The following is a 13,641-nucleotide window of genomic DNA, read 5'->3' as shown; positions in this document are numbered from 1 at the left end:
GGTCCGACCACAGAAGTGTAGCCCACTTTCGGCCAAGATGTGAGCCGGTTCACCCTCCGCCGGCGGGGTTGTCAGTGGCCGCCATCACGTGGTCTACTGTGGTCAGACCATACCCTCACCCTTCCGGAAGGCCGTCATGAGAATTGCCTTGTTCGCCACCTGCATCGTGGACGCGATGTACCCGGCCACGGCGAAGGCCACAGTCAGGATCCTGGAGCGGCTGGGACACGAAGTGGTGTTCCCCTCCGGCCAGGCCTGCTGCGGCCAGATGCACGTCAACAGCGGCTACCTCAAAGAAGCTGTCCCGGTGGTCGCCAACCACGTGGCCGCATTCGATACCTCGGATTACGACGTCGCCGTCGCCCCGTCCGGGTCCTGCGTGGCCTCGGTCAAGCACCAGCACCCCATGGTGGCGCGCGCCTGCGGCGACGCTGCCCTGGAAGCCCGGGCCACCGCCGTCGGCACCAAAACCTACGAGCTGTCCGAACTCCTGGTGGACGTGCTGGGCGTGACCGACGCCGGGGCGCAGCTGGGTTCCTACTTCCCGCACCGGGTGACCTACCATCCCAGCTGCCACGGGATGCGGCTGCTGCGGCTCGGGGACAGGCAGTCCCGCCTGCTGCGGACCGTGCAGGGAATCGACCTTGCCGAGCTGCCCGAACAGGACCAGTGCTGCGGCTTCGGCGGCACGTTTTCCGTGAAGAACGCCGATGTTTCGTCGGCCATGCTCCAGGACAAGGCGGCCAACATCGAGTCCACCGGGGCCGAGCTCTGCACCGGCGGGGACGCCTCCTGCCTGATGCACATCGGCGGCGGACTGTCCCGCCAGGGCAGCTCCACCACCACCCTCCACCTGGCTGAAATCCTCGCCAGCACCTTGGAAGAACCGGCGTCCGTCACCGGCGAAGTCCGCGTCTCCACCGGAAAGGCCCTGCGATGACCACCTTCCTGGGAATGCCCTCCCTGCCGGCCTTCGGCTCGGGCAACCTGTTCGCCGGGGAGTCCTTCCCCACGGCGGCGCACCGTGAACTGGGCAACGCGCAGTTGCGCGCCAACCTTGGCCATGCCACCCACACCATCCGCGACAAGCGCCAGGCGGTGGTCTCCGAACTGCCTGACTGGGAACAGCTGCGTGATGCGGGGTCCGCCATCAAGCAGGCGGTGATGTCCAGGCTGCCCGAGCTCCTGGAGGAGTTTGAAACGAACTTCACCGCACGCGGCGGCGTGATCCACTGGGCACGCGACGCCGGGGAAGCCAACGAAATCGTGGCCGGACTGGTCCGGGACACCGGCGAAACCGAAGTGGTCAAGATCAAGTCCATGGCCACCCAGGAAATCGGTCTTAACGAGTACCTCGAGGAGCAGGGCATCGGGGCCTTCGAAACCGATCTCGCCGAGCTCATCGTGCAGCTGGACCACGACAAGCCCAGCCACATCCTGGTTCCCGCCATCCACAAGAACCGCACCGAAATCCGGGACATCTTCCTCCGTGAAATGCCCGGTGCCGATCCTGCGCTGACCGACGATCCCTCCGTCCTGGCCATGGCTGCCCGCGAGCACCTGCGCCGGAAGTTCCTCACGGCGAAGGTAGCCGTGTCCGGGGCCAACTTTGCCCTTGCCGATTCGGGCACCCTGGCGGTCGTGGAATCCGAAGGCAACGGCCGCATGTGCCTCACGCTTCCGGAAACGCTGATCACGGTGATGGGCATCGAGAAGCTGCTGCCCACCTGGCAGGACCTGGAAGTGTTCATGCAGCTGCTCCCGCGTTCTTCCACCGGGGAACGGATGAACCCGTACACCTCCCTGTGGACCGGAGTGACGGAGGGCGACGGGCCGCAGAACGTGCACCTGGTGCTCCTGGACAACGGCCGCAGCGCCGCGCTCGCCGATGAAATGGGCCGCTCCGCCCTGCACTGCATCCGCTGCAGCGCCTGCATGAACGTCTGCCCGGTGTACGAGCGCACGGGCGGCCACGCCTACGGCTCCACCTACCCGGGTCCCATCGGCGCGATTCTTTCCCCGCTGCTCACCGGCATCCAGGCGGAAGAAAACAACTCCCTGCCGTACGCCTCCTCCCTGTGCGGTGCCTGCTACGACGCCTGCCCCGTCAAGATCAACATCCCGGACATCCTGGTGCACCTGCGCAGCGTGGATGTGGACAGCAAACGCGGCAAGAAGAAGGTCCCCAGCCAGATGGACGTGGGCATGAAAGCCGCATCCTGGGCTTTGTCCTCGGGCAAACGGCTGGGCCTGGTGGAGAAGGGGCTGCCGCTGGGCCGCCTGGCTGCGGGGCCGGACAGGAAGATCACCAAGCTGCCCGGCATCGCCGCCGGCTGGACCCAAAGCCGCGACATCCCGGCGCCGCCGGCACAGTCATTCCGGGACTGGTGGGCCAAGGAACACCGGAACGCCGGCGACGCTCCCGGCACACCGGAAGCCGGTCCGTCCCGCACGCCGTCCCCAGACACAAAGGAAACCCCGCAATGACCGCACGCGAAGACATCCTCTCCCGGATCAGGGCCGCATTGCAGGACAGCCCGCAGGCGCCGCAGATTCCGCGGGACTACCGGGCAGCATCCGAACTCGACACGGACGCACTCATCGAGCTCCTGGTGGACCGGCTGGTGGACTACAAGGCGCAGGTGGCGGTGGTTCCGGAAACGGAGGTGCCCGCACGGATTGCCTCGCTCCTTGACGGGGCGAACAGCTTCGTCGTGCCCGAAGGGTTCGACGCCGGGTGGCTGGCAGGGACCGATGAAGGCGGCGGCGGCGGGTCCCGCCGCCGCGTCGACTCTCCGGCGGCACCGCTCAGCGTCGCCGAGCTCGATGGCATCGATGCCGTGGTCACCGGCAGCGCCGTGGCCGTCGCGGAGACGGGAACCATCATCCTGGACGGCCGCGCCAACCAGGGCCGCCGCGCCATCAGCCTGGTCCCGGACCACCATATCTGCGTGGTGAAGGCCGCCGATATTACCGGGATCCTGCCCGAGGCGCTGGGCCGGATCGACGGGACCCGGCCCATCACGATGATCAGCGGGCCGAGTGCCACAAGCGACATCGAGCTTGAACGCGTGGAAGGCGTCCATGGCCCGCGCAGGCTGGACGTCATCATTGCCCGCTAGAGTCATCCCATGACCACTGCTGCTCTACGGCCTGTCTACTTCCTGTCGGACAGCACCGGCATCACCGCGGAAACCCTGGGGAATACGCTGCTGACGCAGTTCCCCGTGGACAACTTCGACCGCGTCACCATCCCCTTCATCACCACGGCTGAACAGGCCCGCTCCGTAGTGCGGACCATTGACGGCCTGGCTGCCACAGGGCCGCAGCCGCTGGTCTTTTCCACCGCCGTCAGCAGCGAGATACGGCAGATCCTGGCCGGCTGCAAGGGTGTCATCGTGGACCTGATCGGTACGCACGTGGGGGTCCTGGAACAGGCGCTGGGGGCACCGGCCAGCGGCGAACCGGGCCGGGCGCACGGGCTGGGGAACGCCGCGCGCTACCAGTCCCGGATGGCGGCGGTGGAGTACGCGATGGAGCACGACGACGGGCAGAGCCTGCGTGCGCTGGAGAAGGCCCAGGTGATCCTGGTGGCCCCGTCCCGGTGCGGCAAGACGCCCACCACCATGTACCTGGCGCTGCAGCACGGGATCTTCGCCGCAAACTTTCCACTGGTGGATGAAGACTTCCAGCACGACGGGCTGCCCAAGCCGCTGCGGCCTTTCGTGTCGAAGTGTTTCGGCCTGTCCTCCAACCCGCTGCGCCTCAGCCAGATCCGGACCGAACGGCGGCCCAGCTCCCCGTATGCGTCCCTGCGGCAGTGCGGTTTTGAGCTGCGCAGCGCCGAGCAGCTGTACGTCTCGCACCGCATTCCGTACCTGAATTCGGCCACCGTCTCCGTGGAGGAGATGGCGGCCACCATCCTGCAGCGGATGAACCTCAAGCACTAGCCCGGAATTTCACAAACGTGGCGTAGCGCACATCATGTGGAAAGTCCGCTGCAGACCTGAAACTGTTAGCTGGATCTTTCTTCCGGCCGGCACTACCGTGCGCGGCCGGCGATGCCTACGCCACCCTCTGCAAAGGAGCAGTAAATATGACGACTGACGTTCTGTGGTTCTCTGAACTCGGACTCAAGGACCTGGACAAGGTGGGCGGCAAGAACGCCTCCCTGGGCGAGATGGTGCAGAACCTGACCTCTGCCGGCGTCCAGGTTCCGGACGGGTTCGCCACCACGGCCGACGCGTACCGCAGGTTCCTGTCCGATTCCGGCCTGGACCAGAAGATTGCCGACCGGCTGGTGGGTCTGGACACCGATGACGTGACGGCCCTGGCCGCCGCCGGCCAGGAAATCCGCTCCCTGGTCCGCGATACCCCCTTCCTGCCGGACTTCGAGGCGCAGGTCCGCGAGGCGTACCAGCAGCTGGTGGACAAGCACGCCGGCTCCGCCGACCTGTCCTGGGCTGTCCGGTCCAGCGCCACCGCGGAGGACCTCCCCGACGCCTCCTTCGCCGGGCAGCAGGAAACCTTCCTGAACGTCCGCGGGATCGGGAACATCCTGCAGGCCATCAAGGACGTCTTCGCCTCGCTCTACAACGACCGTGCCATCGCCTACCGCGTGCACCACAAGTTCGAACACGCCGAGGTGGCACTCTCGGCCGGCATCCAGCGCATGGTGCGCTCCGACGTCGGCGCGTCCGGCGTCATGTTCACCATGGACACCGAGTCAGGCTTCCAGGACGCCGTGTTCGTCACCTCCTCCTACGGGTTGGGCGAGGCCGTAGTGCAGGGCGCCGTGAACCCTGACGAGTTCTACGTGTACAAGCCCGCCCTGGAGGCCGGCCGCCCGGCGATCCTCAAGCGCGGCCTGGGCGAGAAGGCCCTTCAGATGACCTACACCAACAGCAGCGAGATCGGCCGCACCATCGATTTCGTGCCGGTGGAGGACTCCCTGCGCGCGCGCTTCAGCCTGACGGACGACGACGTGGAGCAGCTTGCGCGGCATGCCGTCGCCATCGAGAAGCACTACGGCCGTCCCATGGACATTGAGTGGGGCAAGGACGGGACCGACGGCGGCCTCTACATCCTGCAGGCACGCCCGGAAACCGTGCAGTCACGCCGCGCCCCGGGCAGCATGAGCCGGTTCCGCCTGAACGGGACCGGTCCGGTGCTCGTGGAAGGCCGCGCCATTGGCCAGCGGATCGGCGCCGGCAAGGTCCGGATCCTCACCTCCATCGACCAGATGGCCTCCTTCCAGACCGGCGACGTCCTGGTGGCGGACATGACCGATCCCGACTGGGAACCCATCATGAAGCGCGCCTCCGCGATCGTCACCAACCGCGGCGGACGTACCTGCCACGCCGCCATCATCGCCCGCGAACTGGGGATCCCCGCCGTCGTGGGCACCGGAAACGCCACGGACTTCCTCACTGACGGCCAGGAGGTCACCGTCTCCTGCGCCGACGGCGAGACCGGCACCATCTACGAAGGACTGCTGGACTTCAGCGTTGAGGAAACCGGCGTCACCCAGCTGCCCGAGGCGCCGGTAAAGGTCATGATGAACGTGGGCACGCCGGAGCAGGCGTTCACGTTCGCCCAGCTCCCCAATCACGGGGTGGGCCTGGCCCGGCTGGAGTTCATCATCAACCGGCAGATCGGCATCCACCCCAAGGCGCTGCTGAACCTGGACAGCCAGCCGGAGGACGTGGCCGCCGAAATCCGTGGCCGGATCGCCGCCTACAACAGCCCCCGCGAGTACTACATCAAGCGCCTGGCTGAGGGCGTGGCCACCATCGCGGCCGCCTTCGCCCCGGAGCCGGTGATCGTGCGCATGTCCGACTTCAAGTCCAACGAGTACGCCAACCTGATCGGCGGCCCGGCGTACGAGCCGCACGAGGAAAACCCGATGATCGGCTTCCGCGGTGCGTCCCGGTACCTGGAACCGTCCTTCCGCGACTGCTTCGACCTCGAGTGCGAGGCCCTGTCTTTCGTCCGCAACGAGATGGGCCTGACCAACGTCAAGCTGATGATCCCGTTCGTGCGGACCCTGGATGAGGCGCGCGGCGTCATCGATCTCCTGGCCGAGAACGGCCTGCGCCGCGGTGAAAACGGCCTCGAAGTGATCATGATGTGCGAGCTGCCCTCCAACGCGCTGCTGGCGGACGAGTTCCTGGAATACTTCGACGGCTTCTCCATCGGCTCCAACGACATGACGCAGCTGACCCTGGGTCTGGACCGGGACTCGGCCATCGTAGCCAACAGCTTCGATGAACGGGACGCCGCCGTGAAGAAGCTGCTCAGTATGGCCATCAAGGCCTGCCGCGCCCGCGGAAAGTACGTGGGCATCTGCGGCCAGGGCCCCAGCGACCATGCAGACTTCGCCGAGTGGCTGGTGAGGGAGGGCGTCAACTCCGTTTCGCTGAACCCGGACACCGTGGTGGACACCTGGATCCGGCTCGCCGGGGCGCAGGAAGAGACGCCGAACGTTGCCGCGGCGGCCGGTGTCTAGCACGTAGCCACCTACCCCTGGGCCGGTTCGGGCAGCAGCCCGAACCGGCCCAGGTGCCCGGCTTCATACAGGGAACGTACGACGCCGGAACGCACCGTTGCGCCCCCTCGCCGGGGTCCCGGGCACACCGGAAACCCCCACATCAGGGGATTGCCGCGCCGGCCGCCGGGACGATACTGGAAGTATGTGGGAGGAGCGCGCGGAGCGTGCCCGGCGGGAGATCGCGGCCATGGCCGCCGCCGGGATGGACCTGGCCGACCTCTACGCGTCGGCGCTCGCCGTCGTGCAGCGCGAGGTGCCGTTCGAGCAGGGCTGCTGGGCCGGCGTCGACCCCGATTCGATGGCGATGACCTCCATTTCCAACTGGCAGCGGTGGCCGGTGCCCAGCCTTCAGTTCGAGGAGTACTTCCTGCGGTTTGCCCAGTCGGAGTACATGGGACGGGAGCCGAACACCTTCGTGGAGCTGCTGCGGCGGCCCCGGCCCGTAGCCAGGATTTCGGACGCGCCGCACCGGGAGGTGGCCGGCAGCGTCCGGATCAACGACCTGCTCAGGCCGCTGGGCCTGGAACACGAGCTCCGCGCAGCATTTCGGGTGGATGAGGCGTGCTGGGGAGTGGGCAGCATCTTCCGGGAGGCGGGCCGGGATTTCTCCGACCGGGAGGTGGAGTTCCTCTCCGCCATCTCCGCCACCCTGGCTGCGGCCACCCGCGCCGTGGTCCGCGTGGCCCGCACGGCCGGACCGGCCGCCGTCGGGCCCGTCATTGTCCTGGCCGGCCTGCGCGGTGACCTGCGTGCCGCTACTCCCGCGGCCGCTGCCTGGCTCGCGGCCGTGGAGGACGCGGCGCCGGGCCGGTTCAGCCAGACGCTCTATGCGGTGGTGGCACAGGCGCACGCGGCAGTGTCCGGGACCGCCCGGGCAAGGATGCGGGACGCGGCGAACAACTGGGTGGTGCTGCAGGCCAGCAGGCTGATCACCGGCGATGACCCGGAGCAGATGGTGGTCACTGTGGAACCGGCCACCACCCATGAACTCGCCGGCCTGCTGCTGATGGCGTATGGCGTCACGGCCCGGGAACGCGACGTATGCCTTGAGGTGCTGACGGGAAACTCGACGGCGGAGATCGCCCGGCACCTCTTCATTTCCCCGCACACGGTCCACGACCACCTGAAATCGGTCTTCGGGAAGGTGGGGGTCGGCAGTCGGGGCGAGCTGGTGGCCCGGCTGGTGGCGTGACGGGGAACCCGGGGGAGTCTCTCGGCGTCAGTTGGCGCGCTCCTCCGCCAGGATCTGTTCGCGCAGGATGTCTGCGTGGCCGCAGTGCTGCGCCAGTTCGCGCAGCATGTGCAGGTACAGCCAGCGCAGCGGGACGGGGCCGCGCCGGTTCCCGGTCACCACGTCATCCAGGCCCAGGGAAGCTGCCGCGGCACGGGAAGCGGCGCAGGCTTCCCGGTGGGCGTTCCGGACGGAGTTCACCGTGTCGCCGTCGTCAAGGATGAATGACTCGTCCGGCGTGGCGGGGATCCCGATGTCGCTGCGCGGGCGGCCGGTGAAAGCCTCATCGAACCACACCTTCTCCACAAAGGTGGCGTGCTTGACCAGGCCCAGCAGCGTCGTCCGGGAAGGGACGAGCCTGCGCCTGGCCTGCTCCCCGGTCAGCCCGTCCAGGCAGTCGTTGATCGCAGCCCGGTGCTCGTCCAGGAAGAACTCGAACTGGGTCCGCTCAGGCTGGTTGATGACGTCGTCCATGGAGTGGAAGTGGGGTGCCATACGCAGACCCTAGCAAGGACGGCACCGGACGGACGTCGTGTGTTTGCGCTACTTCATGGCGCCTGTGAGCATGCCTCCCACGTAGTACTTCTGCAGCAGGACGTAAATGCCGATGCAGGGGACGATCGTCACGGCGACGCCGGCCTGCAGCGCTCCCCAGTCCAGCGTCCCGAAGGTTCCGCTGGAGAGTACGTTCAAGGCCACGGGCAGGGTGTATTTGGACTGGTCCGTCATCAGGATCAGCGCTGCAAAGAACTCGTTCCATGAGGCGAAGAAGGTGAACAGAGCAGTGCTGATGACCCCCGGAATTGCTACCGGAAGCAGCACCCGGACCATGGCGCGCAGTACCCCGCATCCGTCCACCAGTGCCGCTTCCTCAATGCTTGACGGAAGCGCGGCAAAAGAATTCCGCATCAGGAAGATGCCAAAAGGCAGGTTGAAGGTGGTGTAGACGAGCATCAGGCCCAGGAGGTTGTTGGTTAGGCCGATCTGGTGCAGCACCAGGTACAGCGGAGTGATGACCGCCTGGAACGGAATCATGAACGTTGCCAGCGTTGCGAAGAACAGCAGGTTGCTGCCCCGGAACCGGAGCCTGGCGAAACCGTAGCAGGCGAGCGTGCTCAACACGATGGTCAGGAGGGTGGCGCCAACGGAGACCAGGACGCTGTTGCCCAGTTGCTGGATGAAGCCCGCGCCGCCGTTCTCGTTGGTGAAGAGCTTGGCGAAGTTCCCCCATGAAAATGAACCGGGAAACAGTGTCGGCGGCGCGGCCGCGGCCTCGGCGGGGGACTTGATGGACTGGGAGAGCACCACCCAGAACGGATAGAGGACCAGTGCCGCGAGGCTGGTATTGATGATCCACCAGGCTGCACGGGGCACCGGGCGGAGACTGGACTGCAGTGAAGTCATGGAAAATGTCCGTTTCCGAAGTGGTGGACTAGTTGTGGTCCGAATTGCGGAGGATGAGCATCTGGACAGCGCTGACAATGGCCAGCACGATCATCAGCAGGGCCGAAAGTGCGGCGCCGTACCCGAGCTGGAAACCCTGGAAGGAAACCCGGTAGATGTGGTAAACGGCGGTGATGGTCTGGTTTGCCGGGCCGCCACTGGTCATGATGTAGAACTGGTCGAACGCCAGCAGGGAGCCCGCCACCGAGAACACGAGCAGCAGGGCCAGGGTGGGCCGCAGCAGCGGCAGGATGATGTAGCGGAACACCTGCGTCCGGGTGGCGCCGTCGATCCTGGCCGCCTCTTCGAGCTCGACGGGAATGGACTGCAGCCCCGAGTTCAGCAGCAGCATCTGCATCCCCGCGACCTTCCACACCACCATCGCGCACACGATGCCCAGTGCGGTGGCGAATGTTCCAAACCAGTTGTCTGAATGGGAGGCCAGCCCTGCCCGGGTGAGCAGGTCCAGCATGGGCCCGATATTGGGCTGGGCCATGAACAGCCACAGGTACCCGGCGGCGGCAAAGCCGACCACGACCGGCAGGAAGTAGATGGACTGGAACACCCTGGACGCTTTCCCGGGGCGACGGATGAGGAGTGCCAGGGCTACGCCGATCACCAGCAGCATCGGCGTCATGATCAGCGTGTAGAGCAGGGTGAATCCGGCCGCCCGCAGGAAGTCCTGGTCCTGGAATGCCGCCGAGTAGTTTCCCAGGCCGATGAAGCTGATTTTTCCCAGCAGCGGCCAGCGGTTCAGGGACATCCACAGCATCAGGACTACGGGCAGGAAGAAGAAGACGGTGAGAAGGATCAGTGCGGGGCTGACCACCATGGCGCCGAGCCTGCTGCGCGAGGTGGAGAGGGTCCGCCGCCGCTTCAGGGGACGCATGGGCACCGACGGGCGTCCGGACTTGCCGGGCCGCGCCGTCACGATGGTGTTGTGTGCCAAGGTAGTTCTCCTTTGGGACAAGACAGGTGCTGCCGCGGCATGCGGCAGCACCTGTGGAATGTCAGGGTCCGGTCTGGATGATCTGCTGGGCAGACTGCTGTGCCTTCTGCTGCGCTGCCTGGACGTCGCCGCCAAAAACGGCCTCGTTGATCATGGTGGCCCATGGCCCGTTGTTGTCGTTGAACAGCTTGTTTTCCACCACGCTGTACGGCGTCTTGCCGGTCTCCAACGCCTTGCTGAAGATCTCATTGCGCGGATCGGCTGAGGCGTAGACGCTCTTCACGAGGTCAGTCCTGACCGGAACGATGGAGTTCTTGGCCAGCAAGGTCTGTGCCTCGTCCCCGGTGGCCCATTTGACAAAGTCCCAGGCCGCCGGCTTGTTCTTCGAACCCGTGGTGACCGCGATGTTGTCGCCGCCGGCGAAGGAGGCCGAGCCGCCGGTCTCGCCCGGGATGGGAGCGATACCGTAATCGATCTTCTTGTCCGTGTTCAGCGTCTGCGTGAAGAAGGCTCCCAGCACCACCATGCCCACCTTTCCGGCTTGGACCAGCGCGGGCTGGGCCGTGCCGGAATCGGTCTTTGCCGCCTCAGGCATCACGCCGGCGTCGTGCATCTGCTTGTAGAACGTCAACGCCTTGGTGACCTCGGGGGAGTCCAGCTTGGCGGTTTTGCCGTCGGCGGAGAGCACGTCCCCGCCGCTGGCCCAGACGCTGGGGGTGAACTCGAAAATGTTGCAGCCACCGCACTGCCCGGCCATGGTGAAGCCGTAGGTGTCCGGCCCCAGAGCCCGGATCTTCTTGGCCGCGTTGAGGATTTCCTCGAAGCTGGCCGGCGGCTTGGCAGGATCCAGCCCTGCCTTTTGGAACAGTTCCTTGTTGTAGAACAGCACGGACGCTTCCGCCGTGAACGGAAGGGCGTAGGTCTTGTCCTCCCAGGTGGAGAGCCGGGCGTGGGACGGACTGAGCTTGTCCTTGTACGGCAGCTTCGCGGCCTCATCCGTGATGTCCTGCAGGACGCCGGTGGAAGCAAAATAGGGCAGGTAGACCAGGTCGATCGAGGCCACGTCCGGTCCGGACCCGCCGGCGCTGGCGGTGCCGAACTTCTGGACGAAGTTTCCGCTGGGCACGATGGTGACCTGGACCTGGGCCTTGTGCGACTTGTTGTACGCGTCCGCAAGGATGTCCATGAATCCTTTCTGCGAATCGCGTGCCCAGAGGGTGATGGTGCCGCTGGGTTCCCCGCCGGAGGAGGCCTGCAGCGAGTCAGAGCCGGAAGGTGCGCCGCAGCCGGTGGCTGTGAGGGCGAGAGATGCCGCCAGCGCCAATGCTGCGGCGAGTTTTGTGCGTTTCATGTGCCGATCCTCTTCATAGTGATGGGGTTGAGGTGCAACTAGGCGACGGGGATCCAGACCCGCATGGCGGCCGGCCCGCGGTTTGCCCAGCGGAAATACGGAATGGCAGTCAGCGGGACGGGCCGCTCCTCCGCCGCAGCAGCGCCGTGGGTGCCATAGAGCTGCTGCCCGGCCGGGGGCCGGACCACGCCGGCGGCCCGGAGTGCCGTGCGGACTCCCGGGATGCCCGCCGCCGGGATGATGTCCACCGGAGCCGACGCGTCGATGGCGAGGTCTTCCAGGACCACACCGTCGGCCTGGTCATGCTGCTCCAGGCAATAGACCACCGGCCCGCGCACCAACGCCACCGTCCCACGCACGGCATCCACCTTGGGGTGAGCGCTAACAACGCGGACCGGCATGGGGAGTGTGAGCTGGACTGTGGTGCTTCCTTCCCAGTCGCGGCGCAGCCGCAGGTAGCCTGCCGCGTCCGACTGCGCCTCCACAGGCTGGCCGTCGATGGCCACCCGCGGATCCCCGCACCAGGAGGGGACGCGCACGGAAAGGGTCCATTCGCCGGCGGGGGCGGTCACCACGATGCTGGCTTCTTCGTCCCACGGGTATTCAGTGGTGGTGGCAACGGTGACCTCTCCGCCGAAGGGCGCCCCCGATGCCCGCACCTCGCCGTCGTGCAGCAGCTGAAGCTGCAGCCCGGACCCATCCTGCGTGGCCACATAGTGGTGCAGGGATGCCACCAGCCGGGCCAGGTTGGGCGGGCAGCAGGCGCATGCGTACCAGGAAAGGCGTTCCGACGGCGCGTCCTCGGTGGATCCGTCATGGCCGGTACGCAGTTGCAGGGGATTGGAGTAGAAGAAGCTGTCGCCCTCAATGGAGGTGGATGCCGCGATGCCGTTGTAGAGGGCACGTTCCATCTCGTCGGCATATTTGCCGTCGCCGGTGGCCAGCAGGAGCCGCCAGCTGAAGTGCAGGCTGGCGATCGAGGCGCATGTTTCGGCGTAGGCGCGGTCCGGCGGCAGCTCGAACGCGTCGCCGAATGCCTCGTCCCGGTGGCGGGATCCCAGTGCCCCGGTCAGGTAGGCCTTCTGCGAAAAGATGTTGTCCCACAGCGATTCGGCGGCCTCCAGCAGGGTGGGGTCACCGTTTTCAAGGTAGGCATCGGCCACTCCGGTGGAGAGGTAGACCTGCCGCACGGCGTGCCCGGTGGCCTCGTGGGCGGCCTTGCGGATGGGGAGGTGGTCCTGGAAGTACTGGCGTCCGAACCTGTCGTCGGGCAGGATGCCGTGGCCGCGCAGGTCCAGCTGCCGGACGGCGGTGTCGAGGTAACGCTTGTCCCCGGTCAGGCGGTAGAGCTCCACCAGGGCTGTCTCCACCTCGGGGTGTCCATCGATCTTTTCGATGCCGCCCGGGCCGAAGGCTTCCACGATGCAGTCAGCTACCCGGCGGGCAACATCCACCACCGTGGCGCTTCCGGTGGTGCGGGCCACGGCCACGGCGGCCTGGAGCAGGTGGCCGGCGGTGTACAGTTCGTGGCTCCACTGCAGCTTGTCCCAGCGCTGGCCGGGCTCCACCCCCTGGACCCAGGTATTCAGGTAGCCGTCAGGTTCCTGGACCTTGGCGAGCAGGTCACCCATGGACTGCAGGTACTCTTCCCAGCACGGGTCCGCCTGGCGGCCGGCTTCCCAGCCCACCGCTTCCAGCGTCTTGTAAAGGTCGGTGTCCTGGAACCAGAAGCCGCGGAAGGCCGCATCGCTTTCGCCGGCCAGCCGCCGGAAATTGTCCAGCGCGCCGCTGGACTCCACATTGGCAATGCAGTGCGGGATGGTGGCGGTGCGGTTCAGCTCCTGCCAGCTTCCCAGGTGCCCCTCCGGGTGCAGCCGCGCGGCGTCGAAGGCCAGCGGGCGGAGCGCATAGTGTCCTGACGCCGTCGCCCCGACGGGCCCCGCTGTGGAACCGTGGCCGGCGCCCTCGCCTGCCGCCGGTGCGTGGATATCGTGAACAGATGTCATCAATGATCTCTTCCGTAGTCTGAATCGAAGGGTGATGCGGCGGAATCCGGAAAGGCCGGAAACGGAAAATCAGGAAATCGTCTTCCGAAGCCCGACTCTAAGTGACCTGCG

General features: G+C 66.5%; 11 protein-coding genes. 6 read left to right on the top strand and 5 right to left on the bottom strand.

The features are described 5' to 3' along the window. The first annotated feature begins 136 nt into the window (after window positions 1-136). The 6 genes from HNO81_RS16985 to HNO81_RS16960 all read left to right on the top strand — a co-directional run bounded on the left by HNO81_RS16985 (window position 137) and on the right by HNO81_RS16960 (window position 7,742). Window positions 137-940 (top strand): (Fe-S)-binding protein, encoded by an 804-nt coding sequence (locus HNO81_RS16985; protein ID WP_175319279.1) that lies wholly within the window; start codon window positions 137-139, stop codon window positions 938-940. Then, window positions 937-2,487, top strand: a complete 1,551-nt coding sequence (locus HNO81_RS16980; RefSeq protein WP_141180897.1) for a LutB/LldF family L-lactate oxidation iron-sulfur protein — start codon at window positions 937-939, stop codon at window positions 2,485-2,487. The genes HNO81_RS16985 and HNO81_RS16980 overlap by 4 nt, the downstream gene beginning before the upstream one ends. Next, window positions 2,484-3,122: a lactate utilization protein C gene (locus HNO81_RS16975; protein WP_175319278.1), complete on the top strand. Its 639-nt coding sequence runs from the start codon at window positions 2,484-2,486 to the stop codon at window positions 3,120-3,122. Before HNO81_RS16980 ends, HNO81_RS16975 begins: the two co-directional genes overlap by 4 nt. Before the next feature lie 9 nt (window positions 3,123-3,131). Beyond that, complete coding sequence (locus tag HNO81_RS16970) at window positions 3,132-3,950, top strand: pyruvate, water dikinase regulatory protein (RefSeq protein ID WP_141157907.1); 819 nt, start codon at window positions 3,132-3,134, stop codon at window positions 3,948-3,950. A gap of 146 nt (window positions 3,951-4,096) precedes the next feature. Next, window positions 4,097-6,508, top strand: coding sequence for a phosphoenolpyruvate synthase (gene ppsA, locus HNO81_RS16965; protein ID WP_175319277.1), 2,412 nt, complete (start codon window positions 4,097-4,099; stop codon window positions 6,506-6,508). Window positions 6,509-6,692: 184 nt separating this feature from the next. Further along, window positions 6,693-7,742, top strand: coding sequence for a helix-turn-helix transcriptional regulator (locus HNO81_RS16960; protein WP_175319276.1), 1,050 nt, complete (start codon window positions 6,693-6,695; stop codon window positions 7,740-7,742). Window positions 7,743-7,769: 27 nt separating this feature from the next. Here HNO81_RS16960 and HNO81_RS16955 read toward each other — a convergent pair whose 3' ends face one another. From HNO81_RS16955 to HNO81_RS16935, 5 genes are all read right to left on the bottom strand, one after another. Continuing rightward, entirely contained in the window at window positions 7,770-8,276 is a 507-nt protein-coding gene (locus HNO81_RS16955) for a DinB family protein (protein ID WP_175319275.1), read from the bottom strand. A 48-nt stretch (window positions 8,277-8,324) separates the two neighbouring features. After that, window positions 8,325-9,185 (bottom strand): carbohydrate ABC transporter permease, encoded by an 861-nt coding sequence (locus HNO81_RS16950; RefSeq protein ID WP_175319274.1) that lies wholly within the window; start codon window positions 9,183-9,185, stop codon window positions 8,325-8,327. A 28-nt stretch (window positions 9,186-9,213) separates the two neighbouring features. Beyond that, a complete protein-coding gene (locus HNO81_RS16945; protein ID WP_254703541.1) occupies window positions 9,214-10,173 on the bottom strand; it encodes a carbohydrate ABC transporter permease in 960 nt (319 codons plus the stop codon). 61 nt (window positions 10,174-10,234) lie between these two features. Further along, window positions 10,235-11,524, bottom strand: coding sequence for a sugar ABC transporter substrate-binding protein (locus HNO81_RS16940; RefSeq protein ID WP_175319273.1), 1,290 nt, complete (start codon window positions 11,522-11,524; stop codon window positions 10,235-10,237). A gap of 38 nt (window positions 11,525-11,562) precedes the next feature. After that, window positions 11,563-13,530 carry a glycoside hydrolase family 127 protein gene (locus HNO81_RS16935; protein ID WP_175319272.1) on the bottom strand — a complete coding sequence of 656 codons (1,968 nt, stop codon included), beginning with the start codon at window positions 13,528-13,530 and terminating at the stop codon, window positions 11,563-11,565. Window positions 13,531-13,641 lie beyond the last annotated feature (111 nt).

The sequence above is a fragment of the Pseudarthrobacter sp. C4D7 genome (assembly GCF_013359725.1).
Classification (GTDB): domain Bacteria; phylum Actinomycetota; class Actinomycetes; order Actinomycetales; family Micrococcaceae; genus Arthrobacter.
This window is presented reverse-complemented; position numbering and strand designations above follow the sequence as displayed.

Excerpts from the sequence above, each read along its gene's own strand:
- HNO81_RS16985 (WP_175319279.1), top strand. The coding sequence starts at position 137 with ATGAGAATTGCCTTGTTCGCCACCTGCATCGTGGACGCGATGTACCCG.
- HNO81_RS16980 (WP_141180897.1), top strand. The coding sequence starts at position 937 with ATGACCACCTTCCTGGGAATGCCCTCCCTGCCGGCCTTCGGCTCGGGC.
- HNO81_RS16975 (WP_175319278.1), top strand. The coding sequence starts at position 2,484 with ATGACCGCACGCGAAGACATCCTCTCCCGGATCAGGGCCGCATTGCAG.
- HNO81_RS16970 (WP_141157907.1), top strand. The coding sequence starts at position 3,132 with ATGACCACTGCTGCTCTACGGCCTGTCTACTTCCTGTCGGACAGCACC.
- ppsA (WP_175319277.1), top strand. The coding sequence starts at position 4,097 with ATGACGACTGACGTTCTGTGGTTCTCTGAACTCGGACTCAAGGACCTG.
- HNO81_RS16960 (WP_175319276.1), top strand. The coding sequence starts at position 6,693 with ATGTGGGAGGAGCGCGCGGAGCGTGCCCGGCGGGAGATCGCGGCCATG.
- HNO81_RS16955 (WP_175319275.1), bottom strand. The coding sequence starts at position 8,276 with ATGGCACCCCACTTCCACTCCATGGACGACGTCATCAACCAGCCTGAG.
- HNO81_RS16950 (WP_175319274.1), bottom strand. The coding sequence starts at position 9,185 with ATGACTTCACTGCAGTCCAGTCTCCGCCCGGTGCCCCGTGCAGCCTGG.
- HNO81_RS16940 (WP_175319273.1), bottom strand. The coding sequence starts at position 11,524 with ATGAAACGCACAAAACTCGCCGCAGCATTGGCGCTGGCGGCATCTCTC.
- HNO81_RS16935 (WP_175319272.1), bottom strand. The coding sequence starts at position 13,530 with ATGACATCTGTTCACGATATCCACGCACCGGCGGCAGGCGAGGGCGCC.